We start from the raw sequence: 24,292 nt of genomic DNA on the forward strand, positions 1-24,292 counted from the left end.
TCGCTGAAGCGCCCGCCCGCTTCAGTCCCGCTTCAGGCCCGGACCGTGATCTGGAGGAGGCCGCGATCGACGCGGCACCGAAGGAGATCCCCCTCATGCAGTCGTTCCTCCGCCCCTCCCGCCGCGCCGCGATCGTCGGCGGCGCCGCCGGCCTCGCCCTGGTCGGCGCCGTCGGCTTCGGCACCGTCGCGTTCGCCGACTCCGCCCCGACCCCGGGCGCCTCGCAGAGCGCCCCCGCCCCCGCCGCCTCCGGTGCCCCCTCCGGTGCTCCGGCGGCGCCCGGTGCGCCCGGCGGTCCGGCGGCGCCCGGCGCCGGCGGTCCCGGCGCGAAGGCGCACGCCCCGCACATCGGCGGGAAGGTGCTGACCGTCGACGGCAGCACCGTCACCGTGAAGGACCACGACGGCTTCACCCGCACGATCCGGCTCGGCGACGACGTGAAGGTGACGAAGGACGACGCGTCCTCCTCCACCTCCGCGATCGCGAAGGGCGCCTGGATCGAGGCGAGCGGCACCGTCGACTCGAACGGCACGACCCTCGACGCCACCGAGGTGCGCATCGGGCAGCCGACGCCGCCGAAGGGCGGGCCGATTGGCCCCGGCGGCCGCGCCGGTGCGCAGGGCGCGCCCGCCGCTCCCGAGGGCGGTGCGAAGCCGCAGGCACCCGAGGCGCCCGCCGCGTCCGGATCCGCCGCTCCCGCCGCTCCGCAGGCGCCCACCGCCTCCGGAGCGCCCGAGGCGCCGGCCCCGCAGGGCTCCGCCTCCGCTGCCACCGGCTCCTGATCGCGGGGAGGGCCGGGAGAATGCGCGCATGGCGCGCAGACGAACGGCCCTCCGATGACCCCGGGCAGCCGGGACTTCTGGGAAGGGCGGTACGCGGCGTCCGCCGCGGACGGCACCAGCCTCTGGGGCGAGGCGCCCAACGGGTGGGTCGCGGACCGCGTCGCGGCCCTCGCGCCCGCGCCCGGCCTCGCCGTCGACCTCGGTGCGGGGGAGGGCCGGAACGCGTTCTGGCTCGCCGGCCGCGGCTGGCGGGTCGTCGCGACCGACTTCTCCCCCAGCGCGGTCGCCGGGATGACCAGCCGGGCGACGGCGGCCGGCGCTGACGTCGGCGCCGTCGTCGCCGACGCCACCGCGTGGCGGTCGCCGGAGCCCGCCGATCTCGCGGTGCTCTGCTACCTCCAGCTGCCGCCCGAGGCCCTGGCCGCCGCGATCGCCCGGGCGGCGGAGTCGCTCGCCGAGGGCGGTCTGCTGCTCGGCATCTGGCACGACCGCGAGGACGTCGCCCGCGGCCTCGGCGGCACGATGACCCCCGCGATCCGCACGACGCCGGAGGAGACCGGCGCGGCGGCCGCGGGGGCGGGGCTGACGATCGAGCTCTCCGGCCGCCGCGACCGCGAGACGGCCGCGGGCATCGCCTGCGACTGCCTCCTCATCGCCCGCCGCCCCGCCCCGATCGACGCGTAGCGCGGCCCGTTCAGGGCCGCGGAGCGTGACAGCTGCGCCGCAGCGGCGGCGCAGCCATCAACGCAGCGCGCCCTCGAAGACGTCGAGGGCGCGGTGGAGGTCCGCCTCCGAGATCACGATCGGCGGGGCGAAGCGCACCGTCTGGCCGTGCGTGTCCTTCGCGAGCACGCCGGCCGCCATCATCCGCTCGCAGACCTCGCGGGCGGTGCCGAGCGCCGGGTCGATGTCGACGCCGGCCCACAGGCCGCGGGTGCGGACCGCGGTGACGCCGTGCCCGATGAGGGGCTCGAGCCGGTCGCGCAGGATCGCGCCGAGCTCGCGGGCGCGCTGCTGGGGCTCCCCGGTCGCGAGCATGCGCACGACCTCGAGGCCGACCGCCGCGGCGAGCGGGTTGCCGCCGAACGTCGACCCGTGCTCGCCGGGCCGCAGCACGCCGAGCACGTCCTCGTCCCCGACGACGGCCGACACCGGCACGATGCCGCCGCCGAGCGCCTTGCCGAGCAGGTAGAGGTCCGGCACGACGTCGACGAGGTCGGAGGCGAAGGTCGCGCCGACGCGGCCGAGGCCGGACTGGATCTCATCGGCGATCATCAGCACGCGGTGCTCGTCGCAGAGGCGGCGGACCGCCGGCAGGTAGTCGTCGGGCGGCACGACGACGCCCGCCTCGCCCTGCACGGGCTCGAGCAGCACCGCGACGGTCGTGTCGTCGATCGCGGCCTCCAGCGCCTCCGCGGAGCCGTAGGGCACGACGCGGAACCCGGGCGTGTACGGCCCGAAGTCGTCTCGCGCGGACGGGTCGTCGCTGAAGGAGACGATCGTCGTGGTGCGGCCGTGGAAGTTGCCGCTCGCGACCACGATCGTCGCGGCGCCGTCCGGCACGCCCTTGACGCGGTAGCCCCAGGCGCGGGCGACCTTGATGCCCGACTCCACGGCCTCGGCGCCCGTGTTCATCGGCAGGACCATGTCCTTGCCGGCGAGCGCGGCGAGCTCCCGTGCGAACGGCTCGAGCCGGTCGTTCTCGAACGCGCGGCTGACGAGGGTCACGCGGTCGAGCTGCGCCTTCGCGGCCGCGATCAGCCGCGGATGGCCGTGTCCGAAGTTCACCGCGGAGTACGCGGCGAGCAGGTCGAGGTACCGGCGGCCGTCGGAGTCGACGACCCACGCGCCCTCGCCGGTCGCGATCTCGACGGGCAGCGGGTGGTAGTTGTGCGCGAGCGCGCTGGTGCGCTGGTCGCTCATCGCTCGCCCCGCAGCTCGAGGGTGCAGCACTTCACGCCGCCGCCGCCGAGCAGCAGCTCGGCGAGGTCGAGCCCGAGGGGCGTGTAGCCGCGCTCGCGCAGCGACGCCTCGAAGCCGACGGCCCGGGAGGCGATGACGACGTTGCGGCCGTCGGAGATCGAGTTCAGCCCCAGCCAGCGGGCGTCCTCGATGCCGACCTCGACCGCGTCGGGGTAGCGGCGCTGCAGCTCGGCCCGGCTCGCGTCGTCGAACGCCTCGGGCAGGTAGGCGATGTTCGCGTCCGCGCCGGCGGGGTCGAGCACGGCGAGCGCCGTGTCGAGGTGGTAGAACCGCGGGTCGACGAGGCGGAGCGTCACGACCTCGCGGCCCGTGACCTGCGCCAGCTCCGCGTGGCTCTCGACGCTGGTGCGGAAGCCGGTGCCGGCGAGGATCGCGTCGCCGACGAGCAGGAAGTCGCCCTCGCCCTCGTTCACCTCCTGCGCCTCGTGCACGCGGAAGCCGTGCTCGCGGAACCACTCGCCGTACGCGGGGCCCTCGGGCTGCCGCTCGGGGTGGGTGAACCTCGCCGTGTAGGCGACGCCGTCGAGGGTGAATCCGCCGTTCGCCGCGTAGACCATGTCGGGCAGGCCGGCGATCGGGTCGATCAGCTCCACCTCGTGACCGAGCGACACGTAGGCGTCGTGCAGCGTCTGCCACTGCCCGAGGGCGACGGACGTGTCGGTCGGGTCCTGCGGGTTCATCCAGGGGTTGATCCGGTAGGCGACGGTGTAGTGCTCGGGGCGGCACATGAGGAAGCGGCGGCGCAGCGCCGTCCGCTCCGGCTGGTCGAGCGACGAGGGCGAGGTGCGTGCGGGCGCGGTGGACGTCACGACGGTCCTTCCATGTTCAGCGGGGCTGGACGCCGGACCAGGTCGACGGCTCGCGACCCAGTGTGCCTCCGGAGGCGCGCACCAGGGCGGTCCGGAACGCAACGATCGTGCGTTTGGAACCCTTTCGGGTACACGTTTCGCAGGTCGGAGCGCGTCTCCGCGCCCGACGCGAGGTCGGTGGCCGTGCAGAAGAGAAGGCCAGGCCGCCCTTCCTGCTGGACACGGCGCGCACGCAGCGCCCATGCGCCTCCCCTGGTGCGCACGCAACGATGCGTACCGTTCGGGATCATGGACGCCATCGACTCCCGCATCATCGACCTGCTCAAGCGCAACGCGCGATCGGCCTACGGCGACATCGGTGCCGTGGTGGGACTGTCCGCGTCCGCGGTGAAGCGCCGGGTCGACCGCCTGCTCGCCGAGGGCGTCATCCGCTCCTTCACGGTGCAGGTCGACCCGGCGACCGAGGGGATGAGCACGGAGGCGTGGGTGGAGCTGTTCTGCCGCGGCACCGTCTCCCCGACCGAGCTGCGCCGCATCCTGTCCGCCGTGCCGGAGGTCGTCTACGCCGGCACGGTCACGGGCAGCGCCGACGCGATCGTGCACATGCGCAGCCGCGACATCCCGAGCCTCGAGCTCGCGCTCGAGCGGGTCCGCGTGGCCCCGAACGTCGACCACACGAGGAGCGCGATCGTGCTCTCCCGGCTCGTCAACCGCACCGGCGCCTGAGCCAGGAGGCCCAGAACCCGCCTTTCCACTGAGTGGGAGCGCGGAAACGGTCCCTCCGGCACCATTGCCGACCCCGGGAACCCAGGGCACGACCTGGGGTTTCGTGTCACATTCCGACCACCCCCACGGCGTGGCACAAGGTTCAGCGCTCGTCCAGGCGATATGCGCGGTTCGTTCGGACCGTGATCCTCCTGTTACTTTCCTCCCCGACATCCGCCGCCCCCTTCCCCACCGGGGCGACAGACCATGCGGCACGCCCCCGTCGTGGCCGACGACTCCCTCCGCAGGCCCGCCTTCGGCGTGCCGTCGGCGCGCCCCGCGCGCCGAACGACGTGAGGAGACGGCATGCGCCGAACGACGATGCGGAAGGCCGCACTCGCCCTGACCGGTGTGCTCTCGGGCACGGCGGTCGCCATCGGCTGCCTGGCCGGTGCCCCCCAGCCCGAGCAGCACACCGCCCCGGTCGCCGTCGCGGCGGACCGGGCCGCCGCGGTCAAGACGGTCCGCGCCCGGCTCGACTCGCTCGAGGCGCAGGCCGACAAGGCGGGCCGCACGGCCGAGATCGCCAACGAGGCGCTGCTGCAGCACGACACCGCGGCGAACCGCGCGGCGACCGACCGCGCTCAGGCCGGGCTCGTCGCCCTCGCCGACCGGCAGACCCCGGAGCTCACGAGCCTCCTGCAGCGCCTGACGAAGCTCGGCGTGAGCACCGCTCCCGCCGCCGACGGCGCCACCGCCACGACCACGGCCCTCGTCGGCCGCACGCGGGCCCTCCGCGCCGTCTCGTTCGCCCGCAAGCAGATCGGCGACCCCTACGGCTTCGCGAAGGCGGGCCCCGGCCGCTGGGACTGCTCCGGTCTCACCATGAAGTCGTACAGCGCCGTCAAGGTGAGCATCGGCGGCCACAGCGCCACTGCGCAGTACAACAAGGCCAAGCGCCAGCACCGCCTGCACTCCTACAAGAACAAGCGCGTCGGCGACCTGATCTTCTACGGCCGCCCCGGTGCCGTGTACCACGTCGCCATCTACGCGGGCCACGGCCGCATGGTCGAGGCCCCGTACCCCGGCAAGCGGGTGCGCGAGGTCAAGGTCCGCGCCGGCGACCGCGTCTCCGCGGTGGCCCGCCCCGCCTGACCCTCCGCCCGCACGACGCCGTGCGCGGTCCCGTGAACGGGGCCGCGCACGGCGTCGTGCCGCGTGGATAGGGTCTCGGACGACCCTGTCCCAGCGCCTCAGGAGCGGAATGCCCGTCGACCCGACCGACCCCGACCTGCCCCTGTACGGCGCCTCGCCGCTGACCGCGTACTCGCGGTACTGGCGGCGCTACGTCGTCTTCAGCGGCCGCGCCAGCCTCTCCGAGTACTGGTGGCCCGTGCTCGCGAACGCGATCGTGGGCGTGGTTGTCGGCGTGCTGGGCGCCGTCCTGCTCGCCGTCGGCGGTGGGCTGTCCGAGCAGGGGCTCGGGATCGCCGCGGTGCCGAACGCCCTCGGCGGCGTGCTGCTGTTCGCGGCGCTCCTCTTCTTCCTGGCGACGATCGTGCCGTCGATCTCGTCCGCGGTCCGGCGGCTGCACGACGCGAACCTGTCGGGCCTCTTCTTCCTGCTGTCCCTCGTCCCGTCGGTCGGCGGGCTGATCGTGCTCGTGCTCACGATCCTGCCGACGAACCCGGAGGGCCGCCGGTTCGACCAGGGCGCCCCCGCGTGGCAGCCGGTCGTTCCGCAGCCGTCGCTCGCCACCGCGCCCCCTCCTGCCGACCCGAGCGCCGCCCCGCCCGCGAACGGCGGCTTCGACGCCTGGCCCGCACCGGCGACGGCGCCGCCCGCCACCGCGCCGATGCCCGTCGTGCCACCGTCGGACGCCGGCCAGACGCCCGACGACGCCCTGCTGGCCGCCTGGGGCCGTCTGGGGCGCGTGGAGCGCGTGGAACCGCGCCTCGGCGTCCAGCCGTCCTGGCGGCAGCAGGGCTACGTGCTCGTGCGCCTCGCGGACGGCGCCGACGTGCTCGCGACCAACGGCCTGGGCGCCAGCGAGGGCGCCGCGGCGCTCGGCGCCGGTGCGGAGGTCTACCTCGCCGAAGCGGACCTCGGCGCGACCCCGGAGGCCGTCGCCGACGGCTGGCGCTTCACGATCGTCGCCGCCGTGGCACGACGCATCGGCGCCAGCGGCATGCACCTGCCCGCCGAGCTCGAGCAGTACGGGACGCTGTCGATGACCGTGCCCGCCGACGCGCCGCAGGACTGGCGCACCGCCGACGGCACCGTGGGCGTGCTGATCGGGGTCGGCCTGCCCGGCGTGCCCGAGTCGGTCGCCACCGCCGCGGGCGAGGTCCGCCTGGTCGGGCTCGTGCCCCTGCGGCCGGAGGAGCTGCAGCGCATCCTCGACGGCGGCCGGGAGCAGCGCAGCACGATCGCCGCGCGGCTCGCCTCCCTGCCGCCCGAGCAGCTCGTCTCCGCGGAGCGCCCCGCGGTCTGAGCGCGTCCGCGGATCCGCGAGGACTCGTCGCCGCGCCGAGTGCGGAGACCCTCCGCCCGGCGTGTCGGCCAGGGACCGCGGATCCGCGGGTCAGTGGAAGCGGTGGTCCTGGGGCGCCAGCCGCTGCGCCCGCCGGTGCACGCTGACGCCCGAGACGGTGATCAGGCGCATGACGCGCTGGCGGTGGCCCCGCCACGGCTCGAGCAGCTCGAGCATGCCCGCATCGTCGACCTTGCGCCCGATGAGTGCGGTGCCGACGATGCCGGGCAGGTGGAGGTCGCCGAAGCTCGGCGCGTCCGGGTCGCCGTGCGAGCGCTGGCTCGTCTCCGCGGCGGTCCAGATGCCGACGCCGGGCACGCTGCGCAGGCGCTTCGCGATCTCCGCTCCGCCGCGGCCGAGGGCGAGCGTGCGCTCGAGGCCGGGCGCGACCGCCGTCGCCGCCATGACGGCCGCCGAGCGCTTCGGGTCCACCCCGGCCCGGTGCCAGTCCCAGGAGGGGATGCGGCGCCACGTCTCGGCGGTCGGCGGCACCCGCATGCCCTCCGGCGCCGGACCGGGCGCCGTCTCGCCGTGGCGGCGCACGAGCCAGGCCCACGCCCGGTGCGCGTCGACCGTCGCGACCTTCTGCTCGAGGATCGCGGCGACGAGCATCTCGAGCACCTGGCGGCAGCGGGTGAGCCGCAGCCCGGGGTGCCGCCTGCGCGTCTCGGCGAGCAGCGGCACCGCGCCGACGTCGAGGTCGTCCCAGTCGTCGCCCGCGCCGAGCAGCTCGGGCACGCCGTCGACCGCCCATTCGGCGCCCGGGCCCCAGGCGCAGGCGTGCACCGACCCGTCCGCGTGCTGCGCGAGCCGCAGCGTGGCAGCGTCGCCCTCGGGCGTGCGGACGGTGCGCCAGATCACGGGCCTGTCCGGCTCGCGGCGGAAGGTCGGGTCCCCCGCGCCGCGGCGCAGCACGCGCACGGTCGCGACGAGGTCGACGGGCTCGGCTGGCGAGTAGATCGTCCGCACCGCCGGCGCCTCCGCCTCCGCTGTCCCCCGCACGGGGGACCAGTGTAGGAACCACACGGCTGTCGTTCGACGCCCCGGGCCGCGCAGGTTCCTGTCCCCTGCCGGGACTAGCGTCCGGCCATGGCAACCACGGAGGAGATCGAGCGCCTGCGCGTGCTGATCGACAAGTCCCGCATCGGGATCATCACCACCACCGACGCGGACGGGCACCTCGTGAGCCGCCCCATGTCGGTCAAGGAGCGGGAGTTCGACGGGGACCTCTGGTTCTTCACCGAGGACCCGTCGCACAAGACGACCGAGGTGCGCGCGAACGCGCAGGTGAACGTGTCGCTGCAGTCGGGCCAGGGCTGGGTGTCGCTGTCGGGCGAGGCGCAGGTCGTGCGGGACGCCGCGAAGATCGACGAGCTGTGGGACACGGGCGCGGAGGCCTGGTTCACCGAGGGGCGGCGGGACCCGAAGGTCGCGCTGCTGCGCGTCGTCGCGCACACCGCCGAGTACTGGTCCACGAACGAGCCGAAGCCGCTCGTCCTCTTCAAGTACGCGAAGGCGGCCGTCACGGGCGGGCGGCCGAACGTGGGCGAGGCGCGCACCGTCGAGCTCGACGGCTGACCGTGCGCGCCCTCGTCGCCACCGAGCGAGGGGCGGCCGCGGCCCTCGCGGACCACGCCGACCCGACCGGCACCGTGCTCTCCGGGCTGTGGTCCTCCCTCAACTACAAGGACGCCCTGGCGATCGCGGGGCGGCCGGGCGTGCTGCGGTCGCTGCCGCTCGTGCCGGGCATCGACGTGGTCGGTCGCGACGCCGACGGGACGGTGCTGGTCGTGACGGGCGCCGGCCTCGGCGAGCGCGTCGACGGCGGGCTCGCCGAGCGCGTGGCGATCGACCCCGCGACCGCGGTGCCGGTGCCGAGCGCGTTCAGCCCGCAGCAGGCCGCGGCGATCGGCACCGCCGGCGTCACCGCGGCGCTGTCCGTGCTCGCGCTCGAACGAGCCGGCCTGCCCGACGGGCCCGTGCTGGTGACCGGCGCGGGAGGCGGCGTCGGCGGCTTCGCCGTCGCGCTGCTCGCCGCGCTCGGCCGCGAGGTGCACGCCGCGACCGGGCGGGCGGAGGCGCTCGGCGACCACCTGCGCGGCCTCGGCGCCGCGGAGGTGGTGGGCCGCCTGCCGGCGGAGCCGGGCCGGCCGCTGCAGAGCCCGCGCTGGGCGGCGGTGGTCGACTCGCTCGGCGGCGGCGCGCTCGTCAACGCGATCGCGCAGACCGTGCCCGGCGGCACGGTCGCCGCGTGCGGCCTGGCCGGCTCCCCCGATCTGCCCGGCACCGTGCTGCCGTTCATCCTCCGCGGGGTGACGCTGGCGGGGATCTTCTCGGTCGACCTCGCCCCCTCCCTCCGGCGGGCCGCGTGGGAGCTGCTCGCCGCCCGCATCGACGGCGACGTCGTCGACCGGCTCACCGAGCGCACGGTCGGGCTCGCGGAGGCCCTCGACGCCGCGGACGACGTGCTCGCCGGACACGTGCGCGGGCGGATCGCGGTGGACCTGCAGCGATGAGCGGCGAGGTGCGGATCCAGCCGGCGAGCGCGGAGGCCTTCGCGCTGGTCGAGCACGCGCTCACCGGCGGCGGGGACGGCGGCTCGTGCTGGTGCCGGTTCCTGCTCGGCACCCGCAGCGCCTTCGACGCCGCCTCCCGCGACGAGAAGCGTGCCGCGCTCCGCGAGGAGCTCGCGGACGCGGCGGTCGCCCCGGCCCTCGTGGCGACCGTCGACGGCGCGGGCGCCGGGTGGGTCCGGGTCGCCCCGCGCCCCGCGCAGGCGGGCGTGCTGCGCACCCGCGTCGTGCGCAGCGGCAGCACCGAGCCCGCGGACGCCCCCGACGTGTGGGCGGTCACCTGCTTCGTGGTCCGCCGGGAGCACCGCGGCGCCGGGCTGGCGGCCGGACTCCTCGCCGCCGCGGTGGCGCACGCCGAGGCGCACGGCGCGCGCGCGATCGGGGGCTACCCCGTCGACCGGGCGGCGCGGCCGGAGGCGAGCAGCGCCGAGCTCTGGCACGGCACCGCCGGGCTCTTCGCACGCACGGGCTTCGCCGAGACGGCCCGCCCGGCGCCGGCCCGACCGGTGATGACGCTCCGGGTCCGCTGAGCGATCAGGCGCTCGGCGGGGCGGTCGTCGAGCGCACGACGAGCTCGATCGGCTCAGGAGCCGTGCTCACCGCCCGGCGGCGCACGCCGAGGTCGTGCAGCAGCAGCGCCGCCGCCCGCGCCCCCTGCTCCATCGGGGACTGGCGCACGGTCGTCAGCCCGTACGCGGAGGAGAAGGCGTGGTCGTCGAGCCCCGCGACCGACAGGTCCCCGGGCACGCGCAGCCCGAGCCGCTGCGCCGCGAGCAGGACGCCGTAGGCGGTCTCGTCCGTCGCGGCGAACACCGCGGTCGGCCGGTCGGGCCGGTCGAGCAGCCGCTCCGCGGCGTCGCGGCTGGCCTCGAGCGCCAGCCCGCCGGAGGCGAACCACCACGGCTCGGGCTCGACGCCCGCCTCCCGCAGCATCGACGCCCAGGCGTCGCGCCGCGGTCCGACGACGCTGTCGTTCAGCCCGGGCTCGCCGTCCCCGCCGACGTGCCCGATGCGCCGGTGGCCGAGCGCGAGCAGGTGGCCGACGGCGAGGCGCGCCGCCTCCCCCTCCGGGATGCCGATGCCCCGCACGCCCTCGAAGGAGCCGCCCACGGTGACGAGCGGCACGCGGGCGCCGCGCACGACGGCCTGCTCGGCCTCGTCGAGCCCGAAGCCGATCACGACGTGCGCCGACGCCTGCCCGGCCTGCAGCGCCGCGCCGGTCAGCCGCCGGCGGGTGCCGTCCGCCTCGATGAGGTTGACGAGGCTCGTGGCCCAGCCCGCCTGCCGCAGCACGGAGTCGACCCCGTCGACGACGGAGGAGTAGAACCAGGACACCAGCGTCGGCGTCACCACGCTGACGACCTGGGGGCGGCCGGTGGCGAGCGCCGCCGCGTTGCGGGACGGCACGAAGCCCAGGCGGTCCGCCGCCGCGCGCACGGCCTCCGCGGTCTCGGGCGCGACGTGCCGCAGGTCGCGGAGGGCGCGGGACACCGTGGCCTCGGAGACGCCCGCCAGCCTGGCCACGTCGCGGATCGTCGCCGCCATGCCTCCCCGTTCCCCCGCCGGTGCGGATCCGGCGCGACAACGCTACGACGCGCCGGGAGGCGCTTGCTCCGCAATCGCTTGCAGGTCGAGCCTCTCCATGCCTCCACGAGCATCGACGCCGGATCCGGTGCCGCCCGTGTCCGAGCGCACCGCGTGGTCGCGTCTCGGCCGCCCGCGAACCCTCTGGACCGTCATGTCCGCGAACACCGCATCCGTCCCCGCCCGCCCCGTCTCGCCGGGCGACGCGCTCCGCCCTCGAGCCCGCACCGCCGTCGTCGTCATCCTCGGCCTGCTCGTCGCCCTCGGACCGTTCACGACGGACCTCTACCTGCCCGCCTTCCCGGCCGTGCAGGCCGCGTTCGCCACCTCCGACGTGGCGATCCAGCTCACCCTCTCCGCGACCGTCATCGGCTTCGCGCTGGGCCAGCTGGTCGTCGGGCCGCTCTCCGACCGCTTCGGCCGCCGCGTGCCGCTGCTGGTCGCGACCTCGCTGCACGTGCTCGCCTGCCTCGGCGCGGCGATGGCGCCGAGCATCGGCGTGCTCGCCGCGCTCCGCCTGCTGCAGGGCATCGGTGCGGCGGGAGGCGGCGTGGTCGCGTCCGCGATGGTGCGCGACCTCTTCCACGGCCACCGGCTCGTCCGCACGCTCGCCAACATGGGGCTCGTCATCGGCGCCGCGCCGATCCTCGCCCCGCTCATCGGCTCCCAGCTGCTCGCGGTGCTCGACTGGCGCGGCCTCTTCGTCTGCCTCGCGATCTACGGCGCCGCGGCACTGGTGCTGGCGTCCGTCGGCATCGGCGAGACCCGGACCACCACCGCACGGGCGAGTAGCGTGCACGCGACCGCCCGCGCGCGCTACCGCGCGGTGCTGCGCGACCCCGTCTTCGTCGGCGCGGCGATCGTGGGCGCGATGCAGGGCGCCGGGCTGTTCGCCTACCTCGCCGTGTCCCCGTTCCTGCTGCAGGGGACGTACGGGCTCAGCCCGCAGCAGTACGGCTTCGTGTTCGCGTCGAACTCGGTCGGCGTCGTCCTCGGCGCGCAGCTGGCGGCCCGGGTGATGCGGCGCATCGGCCCGCAGTGGATCCTCGTCGGCACGATCTCGGCGCAGCTGCTCAGCGCGGTCGCGCTGCTGACGACGATGCTCTACCCGGCCCCGCTCGTCGCGGTGATCGTGCCGCTCTGCGTCTTCATGACCGCGTGCGGCTTCACGTTCCCGTGCGTGCAGGTGCTCGGCCTGCTGCACCACGGGGAGGAGGCGGGCACCGCCGCCAGCCTGCTCGGCGCCGGCAACTTCGGCCTCGCGGCGATCGTGCCGCTGATCGTGGGCCTGCTCGGCGCGGCCGCCGCGTCGTCGATCGGCATCGTCGCCACGATCGGCGCCGTGTGCGCCGCGGCCGCGCTCCTGCTGCTCGTGCGGCCGCGGACGGTGCCGCCGATCGCCTGACGCGGCTCCGCCCCCGAGCGGCGGTCCTGCCCGCCGGAGGTGGTGGACCGCCGCCTGGCGGCGGGCTACTCGGTGGGGGCCGTCGCGGCCGCTGCGGCACGGGCTGCGGCGGGCAGCGCCTCCTCCACCCGGCTGAGCGCGCGGTCGTCGTGCGCGGCGGTGAGGAACCAGGCCTCGAACACCGACGGCGGCAGGCTCACGCCCTGCTCGAGCATCGAGTGGAAGAACGCGGGGTGGCGCCACGACTCCTGCGTGCGCACCTCGTCGTAGTCCTTCGGCGGCTCGGTCAGGCCGAACGCGACGCTGAAGAGGTTCCCGGCCCGGCTGATCGCGTGGGCGACGCCCGCCTCCGTCAGCGCGGCCGTGACCGCTGCCTGCACCCGCAGCGAGGCGGCGTCGACGCGGGCGTACACCTCGTCGTCGGCGGCGCGGAGCGTCGCGAGGCCCGCGGCCACCGCGAGCGGGTTCCCCGACAGGGTGCCCGCCTGGTAGACGGGGCCGACCGGGGCGAGCAGGTCCATCACGGACGCCCGGCCGCCGAGGGCGGCCAGGGGCAGGCCGCCGCCGATGACCTTGCCGTAGGTGAGCAGGTCGAGGTCGAGGGCGCCGTCCGGGTCGTGCGCCCACCAGCCGCCCGCGGAGACGCGGAACCCGGTCAGCACCTCGTCGAAGATCACGAGCGCGCCGTGCGCGTGGGCGGTGTCGACCAGGAACCGGTTGAAGCCCGGCTGCGGGGCGACGACGCCCATGTTCGCGGCCGCGGACTCGGTGATGACGGCCGCGATGCGCCCCGGGTGCCGCTCGAAGGCGAGCCGCAGCGCCGCCTCGTCGTTGTACGGCAGCACGAGCGTCTGCGCCGCGATCGCGGCGGGCACGCCCGCGGACGCGGGCAGTGCGAGGGTCGCGACGCCGGAGCCGGCGTCGGCGAGCAGGCCGTCGGAGTGCCCGTGGTAGTGCCCGGCGAACTTGACGACGAGCGGCCGGTCCGTCGCGCCGCGGGCGAGCCGCACGGCGGTCATGGTGGCCTCGGTGCCGGTCGACACGAGCCGCAGGCGCTCGATCGGCGTCCGGCCGTCGCGGTGCAGGCGGTCGTGCACCAGCTCCGCGAGCTCGACCTCCCCCTCCGTGGGCGCGCCGAAGGACAGGCCGCGGTCCGCCGCCGCCTTCACGGCGTCGACCACGCGGGCGTCGCCGTGCCCGAGCAGGGCGGGGCCCCAGCTGGCGACGAGGTCGACGTACTCGCGGTCCTCCGCGTCGTACACGTACGGCCCGGTCGCCCGCGTCACGAAGCGGGGGGCGCCGCCGACGGACCGGTAAGCGCGCACGGGGGAGTTGACGCCGCCCGGGATGCGGCGCTGCGCGCGCTCGAACAGCCGCGCGTTGCCGTCGAACGCCTCGGGGGCAGCGTCCAGCCCGCCCGGCGGGACGTCGTCGGAGGGCTGGGGGAAGCGGGTCAGCGGCTCCGAAGCCATCCGGCCACCTCCACCGCCCAGTAGGTGAGCACGGCGTCCGCGCCGGCTCGACGGATCGACGTGAGCGACTCGAGGATCGTCCGGTCGCGGTCGATCCAGCCGTTCCGCCCGGCCGCCTCGATCATCGCGTACTCGCCGGACACCTGGTAGGCCCAGACCGGCACGGGGCTGGCGGCCGCGACGTCGGAGAGCACGTCCAGGTAGAACGACGCGGGCTTCACCATGACGACGTCCGCACCCTGCTCCACGTCGAGCACGGCCTCGCGGAGGCCCTCGCGCCGATTGGCCGGGTCGAGCTGGTAGGTGCGGCGGTCGCCCTGCAGCGTGGACTCGACGGCCTCGCGGAAGGGCCCGTAGAGCGCGGAGGCGTACTTCGCGGCGTAGCCGAGCAGCAGCACGTCGGACCGGCCGGCGGCGTCGAGCACCTCGCGCACGGCGGCGACCTGGCCGTCCATCATCCCGGAGAGGCCCAGCAGCTGCGAGCCGGCCTCGGCCTGCGCGAGCGCCATCTCGCGGTAGCGCAGCAGGGTGGCGTCGTTGTCGACGGAGCCGTCGGCCGCGAGCACGCCGCAGTGGCCGTGGTCGGTGAACTCGTCCAGGCAGAGGTCCGTCTGCACGACGATCGCGTCGCCCACCTCCGCGGCGACGGCCCGCGTGGCGGCGTTGAGCACGCCGTCCGGGTCGGTGGCGCCCGAGCCGATGCCGTCGCGGTGCTCGGGGACGCCGAACAGCATGACGCCGCCGACGCCGGCCTCGGCGGCCTCCGCCGCGGCCCGGCGCAGGCTGTCGATGCTGTGGTGCAGCACGCCGGGCATCGACTGCATCGGGCGGGGCTCGTCGATGCCCTCGCGCACGAACATCGGCAGCACGAGCTGGGCGGGGTCGAGGCGGTGCTCGGCGACGAGCCGTCGCACGGCGGCGGTCTGCCGCAGGCGTCGGGGGCGGACTGGCAGTGTCATGAGACGGGTCCCTGCATGGGTCGGCGCACGGCGAACTCCTCGAGCGTGTCGATGAGGGATTCGCTGCTGCGCTCACGGGCGACGATGTCGACGCGCAGGCCCGCGGCCTCGGCGTCGACGGCGGTGCGCGGACCGATGCACGCGATGACGGTCCGCGACGGGACGAGCCCGATCTGCACGGAGATCTGGTTCGCGACGCTCCCCGAGGTGACGAGGATCGCGTCGAACTGGCCGGCGGAGACGCGGGCCACGGTCTCCGGCGCGATCGGCACGCCGACCGTGCGGTAGGCGACGACGGAGTCGACGTCGTGCCCGGAGGCGCGGAGGCCGTCGGTGAGCACCGGCTTCGCGATGTCACTGCGCAGCGCGAGGATCTTGAGCGGCACGGTGCCGCCGGTCGCCTCGCCCCACTCCGCGAGCAGCCCGCCGGCGGAGTTGTCGCGGCGCGGCACGAAGTCGACCCGGTAGCCGGCGGCGCCGAGCGCCGCAGCGGTCGTCTCGCCGACCGCGGCGATCTGCGTGTGCTCGGGGATCACGGCCCGGTGCGCGGACAGCACGTCCACCGTGGTCGCGCTGGTGACGGTGAGCCAGTGGTAGTCGCCGGCCTGCAGCCGCGCGAGCGCCTGGTCCAGCGCCTCCTCGTCGGCCGTGCCGGCGAAGTTGATGGAAGGGGCGACGACGGGGCTCGCGCCGCGGGCGCGCAGCTCGGCGGCGACGCCGTGTCCCCACGGGCCGCCCCGCGGCACGAGCACGCGCCAGCCGAGCAGCGGCTTGCCCGCGGTCACGACGACGCCCCCAGGGGAGCGAGCTCGGCGGCGCCCGCGGCGAGCAGGTCCGCGGCGAGGCCGTCGGCCGCGAGGGCCAGGGCGGCGCCGCGCTCGTCGGCGGTGAAGTCCACCTCGCGGCGCCGGTCGAGCCGCTCCCCGCCGCCGGGGCGGTGGACGCTGGCCCACAGCACGGCGTGCGCCTCGTCGACGACGCTCGCGACGCCGATGGGCGCCGCGCAGCCGGCCTCGAGCAGCCCGAGCACGCGGCGCTCGGCGGAGGCGGCGTCGCGGGCGGCGGGATCGGTCAGCGCGGCGACGACCCTGCCGACGGGGCCGGACGGGTCGACGTCGGCCTCCCGGACCTCCATCGCGAGCGCGCCCTGCCCTGCCGCGGTGGGCCAGGTGTCGAGCGGCAGCACCTCGGTCACGGCGTCCAGCCGGCCCAGCCGGGCCAGGCCCGCGCGGGACAGCACGACGGCGTCGAGCTCGCCGTCCGTCACGCGGCGGAGGCGGCTGTCGACGTTGCCGCGCAGGTCGACGACCTCCAGGTCGTCGCGGCGGTCCACGAGCTGGGCGTGGCGTCGCGGGGAGCCGGTGCCGACGCGCGACCCGGCGGGCAGCGACGCGAGGTCGAGCCCGTCGCGCGCGCAGAGCACGTCGCGGGCGTCCTCGCGGTCGGGCACCCCGGCGACGACGAGGCCGGGCGCGGGCGCGACCGGCAGGTCCTTCAGCGAGTGCACGACGAGGTCGACCTGACCGGCGAGCAGCGCGGAGCGCAGCGCGCCCGCGAACACCCCGGTGCCGCCGATCTGGGCGAGGGAGGCGCGCGAGACGTCGCCGGCGGTCGTGACCGTCACGAGCTCGCAGGGCTCGCCGAGGGCGGCGATGCGGTCGCGGATGTGGCCGGCCTGGGCGAGCGCGAGCGCGCTCCCCCGGGTGCCGAGGCGGATCGTCACGACCCTCCCAGCGCCGGCGTCACGGCTGCAGGCCCGAGACCGCGGGCCGGAAGCCGAGGCGCGCGTTCTCGCAGCAGCCGGGACGGCACACGTCGTACCAGGGCCCGAGGTCGGTCTCCGCGGGGCGCTCCGCCGGCGGGGTGCCGTGCACGCGCTCGAGGACGAGGTCGACGAGACCGGTGACGTAGGCCGGGTCGACGCCCGGGGTCGGCGTCCGCACGGACACGATCCCGAGCTCCTGCGCCGTCTCCGTCGCCTCCTCGTCGAGGTCCCACATGACCTCCATGTGGTCCGACACGAAGCCGAGCGGCACGAGCAGCACGCCCTTGACGCCCTTCGCCGCCAGGTCGCGCAGGGCGTCGTTGACGTCCGGCTCGAGCCACGGCTGCGTCGGGGGCCCGCTGCGGGACTGGTAGACGAGGTCCCAGGGCACGTCGCGGCCGGAGCGGGCCATGACGACCTCGGCCACCGCCCTGTGCTGCGCCGCGTAGGCGCCGCCCTCGCCGAAGCCGCGGGCGGCGGGGCCGCTGCGGGAGGCGTCGCCGGTCGGGATCGAGTGCGTGCAGAAGAGCACGTGCGCCTCGGTCGCCAGGTCGACGCCCGGCAGCTTCGCCTCGAGCTCGGCGAGGCCGTCCGCGACGCCCTGCGTGAAGGGCGCGACGAAGCCGGGGTGGTCGAAGTACTGGCGCACCTTGTCGATGACCATCGTGTCCGCGAGGCCGGTGGCGTCGAGCTCGCGCGCGAAGTCCTCCCGGTACTGACGGCACGACGAGTACGAGCTGTAGGCGCTGGTGGCGATCGCGATCAGCTTCGTCGAGCCGTCGCGGGCCGCCTCCTGCAGCGCGTCCGCGAGGAACGGGCCCCAGTTGCGGTTGCCCCAGTAGACGGGCAGGTCCACGCCCCGGGCGGCGAGCTCGGTCTCGAGCGCCGCCTTCAGCGCGCGGTTCTGCGCGTTGATCGGGGAGACGCCGCCGAAGTGGCGGTAGTGGTGCGCCACCTCCTCGAGCCGCTCGTCCGGGATGCCGCGGCCGCGGGTGACGTTGCGGAGGAAGGGGATGACGTCGTCCTGCCCCTCCGGCCCGCCGAAGCTGGCGAGCAGGATGCCGTCGTAGTCGACCGGCTCGGTGACGTGCTCCGGTCCGGAGGAGGCGGGGCCGGACGCGTTGCGGACCGCGCCCATGTTGATCGCGCTCACCAGAGCACCTCCGGCACCTCGTCGAGCGTGATGCGGCGGCCCGTGAAGAACGGGGTCTCCTCGTTCACGTGCAGCCGGGCCTCGGTCGCCCGCAGGTCGCGCATCATGTCGACCAGGTCGGTCAGGGAGTCGGACTCCATCGGCAGGATCCACTCGTAGTCGCCGAGCGCGAACGCGGCGACGGTGTTCGCGACCACGGAGGTGTACGCGGCGCCCTTGCGCCCGTGCTCCGCGAGCATGCGCTTGCGGTCGTCCTCGGGCAGCACGTACCAGTCGTAGCCGCGCACGAAGGGGTAGACGGCGAGCCAGTCCCGCGCCCGCTCGCCCCGGAGGAAGCCGGGCACGTGGGAGCGGTTGAACTCGGCGTCGCGGTGCACGCCGAGCGCGCTCCACGTGAACGCCAGCGGCGCGAGCAGCGCAGTGCGGCGGACGCGGCGGATCGCGGCCTGGAGCGCGGCGGGGTCCTCGCCGTGCAGCCAGAACATGACGTCGGCGTCGGCGCGGAGGCCGGAGACGTCGTACACGCCGCGGGTGGTGATGCCCTTGCCCGCGAGCTCCTCGAGCACGTCGCCCAGGTGGGCGGCCGACGAGTCGCCGGGCACCTGCCCGGCCTGCCCGCGGCGGAACACGGCCCAGAGGGCCCAGCCCTCGTTCGTCATCGTGGGGTACTTCCTCGCTCGCAGCACGTGCTTCGTCGCCGCGGGCGGCTGCGACCCGTACGACGGACGGCGCCCGGTTCGGGCGCCCCCGGGGTCGCGTCAGCGCAGACCCCGTCCAGTCTGCATCACCGCCGATGGGCGCTCGTGCAGCGGGAGGGTTCGCGCCCGCGCTCCAGCGGGAGGGGGCGCGACGCGCTGCGGCGCCGGCCCCGGGAGGGACCGGCGCCGCGGCGTCGGGACGACCCGCGAGGGGTCGCGACCGGTCAGCGCCGCGCGGACCGGATGATCAGCGCGGTGACGCCGGCGAGCAGGCCGCCGATGCCGGCGAGGGCGCCGTAGACGACCTCGGGCCGCTCCTGACGGAGCGCGTCGAGGCGCTCGAGGGCGTCCTCGAGCAGCGCGCGGAGGCGCTTCGGCACGTCGAGGCGGTCCTCGATCGCGTCGAGGGTCTCCGCGAGCTTCTGCCGCGTCGCCTCGATGTCCGACCGGATCTCGGAGAGCGCGCGTTCCTTGTCATCGGTCATACTGCTGGACCCCCTTGAACGCCTTCACGTCGTCTTTCACGCTGTCGACCGACTCCTTCGGCACCGGCGGCACGCCCTTCTTGAGGCGGGACACCCCGATGAGCACGAAGACGGCCGCGATGATCAGCAGCAGCACGCCCAGGATGAGCGCGGACAGCCAGTAGGGCAGCGCCTGGCCGAGGCCGATCACGATCGCCGCCATCAGCGGGAACGCCGCGAAGTAAAGCAGCACGGCGGCGACCACGAAGAACGCGGCGCCGATGCCGATCGCCTTGACGCGGCTGATGAGCTCGCGCTTCAGCTGCTCGATCTCGTCGCGGATCAGCGTCGTGATGATGCCGGGCAGCTCGCCGATCAGCGAGAAGACGGTCTTCTTGTCGCCGTCCCTGCCCGCGCCGTCCTTGCCGCCGACGCGGAAGCGGCGACCGCGGTCGCCGCTCTCCGGGCCGACCGCGAAGGCCGTGGCCGGGCGGCTCGTGTCGTTGTCAGCCATCGGATCAGATCGACGGCGACGGAGCGCCGTCGTCGTCGGCCTTCTTCACCTTCGCGGCGACCTTCTTGGCCTGACCGACGACGGCGTCCTGCACCTCCGGCGCCTTCTCCTTCACGAACCCCTGCACCGTGCCGACGACGTCGTTGACGCTCTTCTGCACGTTGCGGTCGTTCCAGACGCGGTCCGCCGCGGCCTTGATCTGGTCGTAACGACGCCGTCCGGCGCGCGCACCGAGCACGTACCCGATCGTTGCACCGGCGACGAAGAGAATTCGGCCCTGCATGGCTCACCCCTTTTGCTCGGAAGTCGCTCTTTCGCAAGAGAACAGCCGCCACTGTATCGAGCACGAACTGAGTGCTCAGGATCTTTCCAACAGATGATCAGGAGGCTCGGGGTCGGGCGGCCTGCTCCGCGGACGCCACCACGGAGGCCAGGCCGGTGCCCGCGACCCACGAGCCCGCGACCAGCAGCCCGTCGGGCAGCACGGTCGTGGCGAGCGCCCTGCGGATCGCGATCGTCTCCGGCGCGAGCGCGGGGGCGGAGTCGGTCCAGACCGCGTCGGTGCGGTCGGCGATGCGCAGGCCGTCGGTCCCGAGCAGGGCGGAGGCGTCGGCCGCCGCCACCGCGTCCGGCACCTCCTCGGCGCCCCGGTAGGCGAGGCGCACCAGGTGCCGCCCGCGGCCGGCGCGCTCGCCGAGCCACGGCCACTTCGCGGTGAGGTGCGTGACCGCGGTCGCCCTGACGCCCTGCCGCCCGGCGGCGCGCAGCACGCCGGTCCCCCTCGGCGCGGCGTCGAGCCGGGCGTCCTCGACGAGCAGCAGCACGGCGCGGCTGCGGGAGGCCGCGGGCCGCGGCAGGGCGGCGAGATCCGGCGCGGCGTCGGACAGCAGGTCGAGCGCGGCCGCCCCGTCGGCGGTGAGCACGACCCGGTCGACCTTCAGGTCCTCGCGCGCGGTGGTCACCGTGATCAGGCCGCCGAACGGTGCGGGATGCACGCCGAGGGCGGGATCGCCGGTGCGCACGTCGACCCCGAGCCCCCGCGTCAACTCGAGGAGCGCGTCCGTCACGCGGTGCACCCCGCCGGCGATCCCCTGCGCGGCCGCCCCCGGGGGCGCTGCGGCGCGCAGCCGCAGCACGGCGCCGGAGAGCGTGCCGGTCTGCGTGATCGCGGCGTTCAGCCCGGGCGCGATCGCGTCCACCGGCACCTCGTCGGGGTCCGCGCCGTAGACGTTCTGCACGACCGGGGCGACGAGCCGCTCCAGCACCCGATCGCCCATCCGCCCGCGCACGAGCGGCCCGAGCCGCTCGTACCTGCCGACCTTCACGACGGGCAGCAGGCGGTCGGCGTAGGCGCGCAGCGATCCGCGGGTGTCGAGCACCCGGTGCACGTCGGTCGCGAGCGGGGAGGAGGGGATGCCGAGCAGTCCGCCCACCGGCAGCGGCACCGTGCGGTCGGCGAGCGCCACCCAGGCCGACCCGCTCGGGTCCTGCACGTCGCCGCCGAGGCCGAGCTCGTCGATCAGGGCGCGCACGGCGCCGCCCCGCGACGCGAAGCTCTCCGCACCGGTGTCGACCCGCATGCCGGCGAGCTCGACGGAGGCGACCCGGCCGCCGACGCGGTCGCCCGCCTCCAGCAGCACGACCTCGGAGCCGGCGAGCGCGAGCCGCCGCGCGGCCACGAGGCCGGCGACGCCTCCCCCGATGACGACGGCGCGCATCAGCTGCGGTGCGCCCACTCCACGATGCGGGTCAGCACACCGGGGTCGGTCTCGGGCGGCACGCCGTGGCCCAGGTTCAGCACGTGCGCTGGCGCGGCCCGGCCGGCCGCCACGACCTCCTCGAGGTGGCGCTCGAGCACCGGCCAGGGCGCGGCGAGCAGCGCGGGGTCGATGTTGCCCTGCAGCGGCGTCGTGCCGCCCAGCACCTCGGACGCGCGGTCGAGCGGCACGCGGTGGTCGACGCCGATCACGTCCGCGCCGGCGTCCCGCATCGCGCCGAGCAGCAGGGCGGTGCCGGTGCCGAAGTGCACGGCCGGCACGGCCCCGTCCACGGCGGCGATCGCGGTGGTCGAGGCGGGCAGCGCGTGCTCGCGGTAGTCCGCCTCCGACAGGCCGCCGGCCCAGGAGTCGAAGAGCTGCACGGCCGACGCCCCGGCACGCACCTGCGCCCGGAGGAAGGCGCCGGAGATCCGGGCGAGGTAGTCCGCCAGGGTCCGCCACGCCTCCGGGTCCGCGTGCATCAGCGTGCGGGCGCGCAGCTGGTCCTTGGAGGGGCCGCCCTCGACGAGGTAGGCCGCGAGGGTGAAGGGCGCGCCGGCGAACCCGATCAGGGGCGTGTCGCCGAGCCCGGCGATCGTGCGGGCGACGGCCTCCTCGATCGGTGCGAGCGCGTCGTCGGGCAGGTCGTGGGCGACGAGGTCCGCGAGGTCGTCCGCGTCGCGGATCGGGCGGGCGAAGACGGGCCCGCGGCCGGGCACGATGTCGACGTCGACCCCGGCCAGCTTGAGGGGCACGACGATGTCGCTGAAGAAGATGGCCGCGTCGACCCCGTGCCGACGCACGGGCTGCAGCGTGATCTCCGCCGCGAGGTCCGGCGTGAGGCAGGCGTCGAGCATCGCGGTGCCGGCGCGCGTCGCCTTGTACTCGGGCAGCGACCGGCCGGCCTGCCGCATGAACCAGACGGGCAGCCGCTCCGGGCGGACGCCCCGGTAGGCCTGCAGGAGCGCGGATTCGGTCGACACGGACGGGCATCCTGCCAGGTCCGGCCGCGACGGCCTCCGGCGCTGCACGGCGCCTGATCGTTCCGCGGCACGGCGCCGGACCCGGATTCGACGACTGGCCGAATCTCCGGCTGTGCTGACCGCTGTGACCGCCGACTTCCGCAGCGCGGGGTTCGAGGTCCTCGAGCGGCTCGCGACGATCTCCGCGGACACCCTCGCCCGCTTCGCCGCCACGCGGACCGACGTCCGCGGCGGCGTGCTGCTCGCCACGTGCAACCGCTTCGAGGCCTACCTCGACACCGCCGACGACGGCACCGCCGGGGCGGACGCGCTGCTCGACTTCGCGACCGCCGCCGCAGGGGTCGAGCGCGCCGAGCTGTCCGGCATCGCCGTGCGGCACGAGGAGGCGGACATCGCCGGGCACCTCTTCTCCGTCTCGAGCGGGCTCGAGTCCCTCGTGGTGGGCGAGGCCGAGATCGCGGGCCAGGTGTCGCGCGCCCTCGAGACCGCCCGCAGCGTCGGCACGACCACCCCGGACCTCGAGCGCCTGTTCCAGCGCGCCTCCCGCACCTCCAGCGCGGTGCAGCAGCACACGCGCGTGGGCACCGCGGGCCGCAACATCGTGCGCCTCGCGCTCGACCTGGCCGGCAGCCGCGTCGCCGACTGGTCGACCACGCGCGTACTGCTCATCGGCACGGGCACCTACGCGCGCGCGACGCTCGCCGCGCTGCGCGACCGCGGCGTGCGGGAGATCGCGGTCTACTCCCCGAGCGGCCGCGCCCTGCTCTTCGCGAAGCGCGAGGGCGTCGTCGCGGTCGAGCGGCAGGACCTGCCGCACCGGCTCGCCCTCGCGGACATCGTCATCTCCTGCAGCATCGCGACGGCGCCGATCCTCGACGAGGAGCGGCTGCGCCGCGCCCGCTCGGTGGTGGAGGAGCCCGCGCGACAGCTGATCGTCGACCTCGGCATGCCCCGCAACGTCGAGCCGGACGTCGCGCACCTGCCCGACGTCGAGCTGCTCGACCTCGAGACCATCGGCAAGCACGCCCCGCTGCCCGAGCTGCAGGCGACCGACGACGCCCGCGCCCTGATCGCCGAGGCGGTCGACCAGTACGGCGCCGACCAGCGCGCCACCGCGGTCACCCCGGCCGTCGTCGCCTACCGCGCCCACGTGTTCGAGCTCGTCGACCAGGAGCTCGAGCGCCTCCGCCGGCGTGGCGAGGCCACGGAGGCGGTCGAGCGGGCCATGCGCCACCTCGCCGGCGTGCTCGTGCACACCCCCTCCGCCCGGGCTCGCGAGCTCGCGGCCGCCGGCGAGGGCGAGCGCTTCGCGGAAGCCGTGCAGGTCCTGTACGGCCTGGCACCCGACGCCGCCCGCCCCGCGGGCGAGCAGCCCGGCTCGCAGCTCGCGGGCTGAGCCCTACTCCTCCGGCGGGCGCCAGCCGACTGCCAGCACGGCCAGGTGCGCCACCCCCGCCGCGACCGCGGTGAGCACGCAGATGGTCGCGAGCAGGAGCGCGATCGGGTCCCCCTGCACCGCATCGGTCCCCACCCCGGTCCGCCAGGCGAGCAGTCCCGAGGCGCCCGCGAGCAGCCAGATCGCCGTCAGTGCGAGCAGGAACGGATTCGGCTGACGGCGAGGGCGCGTGTCCCGCGCAGCGGTCGCACCCGCCGCCGGTGCTTCCTCGACGCGCATCCCGGTCTCCGGGTCGAACGGGGTCATGGTCCGCAGTGTGGCACCGCGGCGGTCGCGCACGGATCCGCCGAGCGGCCTACCAGAAGCGCTGATGCGCCCGGAGCACCTGCGTATCCTCGAGCGGTGTCCTACCGCGTCGTGATCCCCCGCAGCATCCCGGTCGACGAGGCGAACCGGGTGCAGCGCGAGGTCTGGAAACGCGGTTACAGCACCCGGTCCGGCGGCCGCGACGCCGCGGTCCCCGGGCACCAGGTCGTGGAGTTCCTGCGCATGCTCGACGACCTGCCCGACCCGGGCGACGTGTCGGGCATGGAGCAGGACCTGGAGCGCGTGCTCTCGGGCGGCCGCATCAAGGCGCCCTTCGCGGGCAGCGGCAGCTGGATCGAGACCGTCCAGGGCCGCCCGCCCCGCAACCGCGTCGCCTGACCTCGCCGGATCCTCGGCGGTGCAGACGGTCCTGAGTCGCGGACGATCGCGC

Annotated in this window: 27 protein-coding genes; 11 read left to right on the plus strand and 16 right to left on the minus strand. The window is 75.7% G+C overall.

What is annotated here, in order from left to right; translation table 11 throughout:
- Window positions 1–95: 95 nt before the first annotated feature.
- Both ABEA53_RS09745 and ABEA53_RS09750 read left to right on the plus strand, forming a co-directional pair.
- Window positions 96–782 (plus strand): single stranded DNA-binding domain-containing protein, encoded by a 687-nt coding sequence (locus tag ABEA53_RS09745; protein WP_345480943.1) that lies wholly within the window; start codon window positions 96–98, stop codon window positions 780–782.
- Window positions 783–836: 54 nt separating this feature from the next.
- Complete coding sequence (locus ABEA53_RS09750; RefSeq protein ID WP_345480945.1) at window positions 837–1,466, plus strand: class I SAM-dependent methyltransferase; 630 nt, start codon at window positions 837–839, stop codon at window positions 1,464–1,466.
- Between the two features lie 57 nt (window positions 1,467–1,523).
- Here the strand turns inward: ABEA53_RS09750 and rocD are convergent, their stop codons facing one another.
- Both rocD and ddaH read right to left on the minus strand, forming a co-directional pair.
- Window positions 1,524–2,705, minus strand: a complete 1,182-nt coding sequence (gene rocD, locus ABEA53_RS09755; protein WP_345480946.1) for an ornithine--oxo-acid transaminase — start codon at window positions 2,703–2,705, stop codon at window positions 1,524–1,526.
- Complete coding sequence (gene ddaH, locus ABEA53_RS09760) at window positions 2,702–3,493, minus strand: dimethylargininase (protein ID WP_425550623.1); 792 nt, start codon at window positions 3,491–3,493, stop codon at window positions 2,702–2,704. Before ddaH ends, rocD begins: the two co-directional genes overlap by 4 nt.
- Window positions 3,494–3,862: 369 nt before the next feature.
- Here ddaH and ABEA53_RS09765 point away from each other — a divergent pair, with 369 nt between their 5' ends.
- From ABEA53_RS09765 to ABEA53_RS09775, 3 genes are all read left to right on the plus strand, one after another.
- Window positions 3,863–4,300 carry an Lrp/AsnC family transcriptional regulator gene (locus ABEA53_RS09765; RefSeq protein WP_345480948.1) on the plus strand — a complete coding sequence of 146 codons (438 nt, stop codon included), beginning with the start codon at window positions 3,863–3,865 and terminating at the stop codon, window positions 4,298–4,300.
- 345 nt (window positions 4,301–4,645) lie between these two features.
- Window positions 4,646–5,434, plus strand: a complete 789-nt coding sequence (locus ABEA53_RS09770) for a C40 family peptidase (RefSeq protein WP_345480949.1) — start codon at window positions 4,646–4,648, stop codon at window positions 5,432–5,434.
- 109 nt (window positions 5,435–5,543) lie between these two features.
- A complete protein-coding gene (locus ABEA53_RS09775) occupies window positions 5,544–6,773 on the plus strand; it encodes a DUF805 domain-containing protein (protein ID WP_345480950.1) in 1,230 nt (409 codons plus the stop codon).
- Window positions 6,774–6,863: 90 nt separating this feature from the next.
- On the opposite strand, the gene ABEA53_RS09780 is transcribed toward ABEA53_RS09775, so the two are convergent.
- Window positions 6,864–7,814 carry a DNA-3-methyladenine glycosylase family protein gene (locus ABEA53_RS09780; RefSeq protein WP_345480951.1) on the minus strand — a complete coding sequence of 317 codons (951 nt, stop codon included), beginning with the start codon at window positions 7,812–7,814 and terminating at the stop codon, window positions 6,864–6,866.
- 87 nt (window positions 7,815–7,901) lie between these two features.
- Here ABEA53_RS09780 and ABEA53_RS09785 point away from each other — a divergent pair, with 87 nt between their 5' ends.
- Genes ABEA53_RS09785 through ABEA53_RS09795 form a run of 3 tightly spaced genes read left to right on the plus strand, consistent with a single transcriptional unit; the run spans window position 7,902 to window position 9,915 of the window.
- A complete protein-coding gene (locus ABEA53_RS09785) occupies window positions 7,902–8,390 on the plus strand; it encodes a pyridoxamine 5'-phosphate oxidase family protein (protein WP_345480952.1) in 489 nt (162 codons plus the stop codon).
- Between the two features lie 2 nt (window positions 8,391–8,392).
- On the plus strand, window positions 8,393–9,328 hold the full coding sequence (locus ABEA53_RS09790) for a zinc-binding dehydrogenase (protein WP_345480953.1): 936 nt from the start codon (window positions 8,393–8,395) through the stop codon (window positions 9,326–9,328).
- On the plus strand, window positions 9,325–9,915 hold the full coding sequence (locus tag ABEA53_RS09795; protein ID WP_345480954.1) for a GNAT family N-acetyltransferase: 591 nt from the start codon (window positions 9,325–9,327) through the stop codon (window positions 9,913–9,915). Before ABEA53_RS09790 ends, ABEA53_RS09795 begins: the two co-directional genes overlap by 4 nt.
- A gap of 4 nt (window positions 9,916–9,919) precedes the next feature.
- Here ABEA53_RS09795 and ABEA53_RS09800 read toward each other — a convergent pair whose 3' ends face one another.
- Window positions 9,920–10,909, minus strand: a complete 990-nt coding sequence (locus tag ABEA53_RS09800; RefSeq protein WP_345480955.1) for a LacI family DNA-binding transcriptional regulator — start codon at window positions 10,907–10,909, stop codon at window positions 9,920–9,922.
- Between the two features lie 214 nt (window positions 10,910–11,123).
- Here ABEA53_RS09800 and ABEA53_RS09805 point away from each other — a divergent pair, with 214 nt between their 5' ends.
- On the plus strand, window positions 11,124–12,374 hold the full coding sequence (locus ABEA53_RS09805; protein WP_345480957.1) for a multidrug effflux MFS transporter: 1,251 nt from the start codon (window positions 11,124–11,126) through the stop codon (window positions 12,372–12,374).
- A 65-nt stretch (window positions 12,375–12,439) separates the two neighbouring features.
- Here ABEA53_RS09805 and hemL read toward each other — a convergent pair whose 3' ends face one another.
- From hemL to hemE, 11 genes are all read right to left on the minus strand, one after another.
- The gene (gene hemL, locus ABEA53_RS09810; RefSeq protein ID WP_345480958.1) at window positions 12,440–13,846 is read right to left on the minus strand and encodes a glutamate-1-semialdehyde 2,1-aminomutase; all 1,407 of its coding nucleotides are present in this window, start codon (window positions 13,844–13,846) and stop codon (window positions 12,440–12,442) included.
- Window positions 13,828–14,805, minus strand: a complete 978-nt coding sequence (hemB, locus tag ABEA53_RS09815; RefSeq protein WP_345480959.1) for a porphobilinogen synthase — start codon at window positions 14,803–14,805, stop codon at window positions 13,828–13,830. The genes hemL and hemB overlap by 19 nt, the downstream gene beginning before the upstream one ends.
- A complete protein-coding gene (locus ABEA53_RS09820; RefSeq protein WP_345480960.1) occupies window positions 14,802–15,590 on the minus strand; it encodes a uroporphyrinogen-III synthase in 789 nt (262 codons plus the stop codon). Before ABEA53_RS09820 ends, hemB begins: the two co-directional genes overlap by 4 nt.
- A complete protein-coding gene (gene hemC / locus ABEA53_RS09825; protein ID WP_345480961.1) occupies window positions 15,587–16,528 on the minus strand; it encodes a hydroxymethylbilane synthase in 942 nt (313 codons plus the stop codon). The genes ABEA53_RS09820 and hemC overlap by 4 nt, the downstream gene beginning before the upstream one ends.
- Window positions 16,529–16,547: 19 nt before the next feature.
- Window positions 16,548–17,708 (minus strand): ferrochelatase, encoded by a 1,161-nt coding sequence (locus ABEA53_RS09830; RefSeq protein WP_345481473.1) that lies wholly within the window; start codon window positions 17,706–17,708, stop codon window positions 16,548–16,550.
- Between the two features lie 11 nt (window positions 17,709–17,719).
- The gene (gene hemQ / locus ABEA53_RS09835) at window positions 17,720–18,382 is read right to left on the minus strand and encodes a hydrogen peroxide-dependent heme synthase (protein WP_345481474.1); all 663 of its coding nucleotides are present in this window, start codon (window positions 18,380–18,382) and stop codon (window positions 17,720–17,722) included.
- A 263-nt stretch (window positions 18,383–18,645) separates the two neighbouring features.
- Entirely contained in the window at window positions 18,646–18,906 is a 261-nt protein-coding gene (locus ABEA53_RS09840; RefSeq protein ID WP_345480962.1) for a DUF3618 domain-containing protein, read from the minus strand.
- The gene (locus tag ABEA53_RS09845; protein ID WP_345480963.1) at window positions 18,896–19,399 is read right to left on the minus strand and encodes a phage holin family protein; all 504 of its coding nucleotides are present in this window, start codon (window positions 19,397–19,399) and stop codon (window positions 18,896–18,898) included. The genes ABEA53_RS09840 and ABEA53_RS09845 overlap by 11 nt, the downstream gene beginning before the upstream one ends.
- 4 nt (window positions 19,400–19,403) lie before the next feature.
- Window positions 19,404–19,682 (minus strand): hypothetical protein, encoded by a 279-nt coding sequence (locus ABEA53_RS09850; protein ID WP_345480964.1) that lies wholly within the window; start codon window positions 19,680–19,682, stop codon window positions 19,404–19,406.
- A gap of 97 nt (window positions 19,683–19,779) precedes the next feature.
- Entirely contained in the window at window positions 19,780–21,135 is a 1,356-nt protein-coding gene (locus ABEA53_RS09855; RefSeq protein ID WP_345480965.1) for a protoporphyrinogen/coproporphyrinogen oxidase, read from the minus strand.
- Complete coding sequence (gene hemE / locus ABEA53_RS09860; protein ID WP_345480967.1) at window positions 21,117–22,139, minus strand: uroporphyrinogen decarboxylase; 1,023 nt, start codon at window positions 22,137–22,139, stop codon at window positions 21,117–21,119. Before hemE ends, ABEA53_RS09855 begins: the two co-directional genes overlap by 19 nt.
- A 124-nt stretch (window positions 22,140–22,263) precedes the next feature.
- Here hemE and ABEA53_RS09865 point away from each other — a divergent pair, with 124 nt between their 5' ends.
- Window positions 22,264–23,535, plus strand: a complete 1,272-nt coding sequence (locus tag ABEA53_RS09865; RefSeq protein WP_345480968.1) for a glutamyl-tRNA reductase — start codon at window positions 22,264–22,266, stop codon at window positions 23,533–23,535.
- 3 nt (window positions 23,536–23,538) lie between these two features.
- On the opposite strand, the gene ABEA53_RS09870 is transcribed toward ABEA53_RS09865, so the two are convergent.
- Window positions 23,539–23,841, minus strand: a complete 303-nt coding sequence (locus tag ABEA53_RS09870; RefSeq protein ID WP_345480969.1) for a hypothetical protein — start codon at window positions 23,839–23,841, stop codon at window positions 23,539–23,541.
- 96 nt (window positions 23,842–23,937) lie between these two features.
- On the opposite strand from ABEA53_RS09870, the gene ABEA53_RS09875 reads away from it, so the two are divergent.
- Window positions 23,938–24,240 carry a hypothetical protein gene (locus ABEA53_RS09875; RefSeq protein ID WP_345480970.1) on the plus strand — a complete coding sequence of 101 codons (303 nt, stop codon included), beginning with the start codon at window positions 23,938–23,940 and terminating at the stop codon, window positions 24,238–24,240.
- Window positions 24,241–24,292 lie beyond the last annotated feature (52 nt).

Source organism: Amnibacterium soli (assembly GCF_039544415.1).
Classification (GTDB): domain Bacteria; phylum Actinomycetota; class Actinomycetes; order Actinomycetales; family Microbacteriaceae; genus Amnibacterium; species Amnibacterium soli.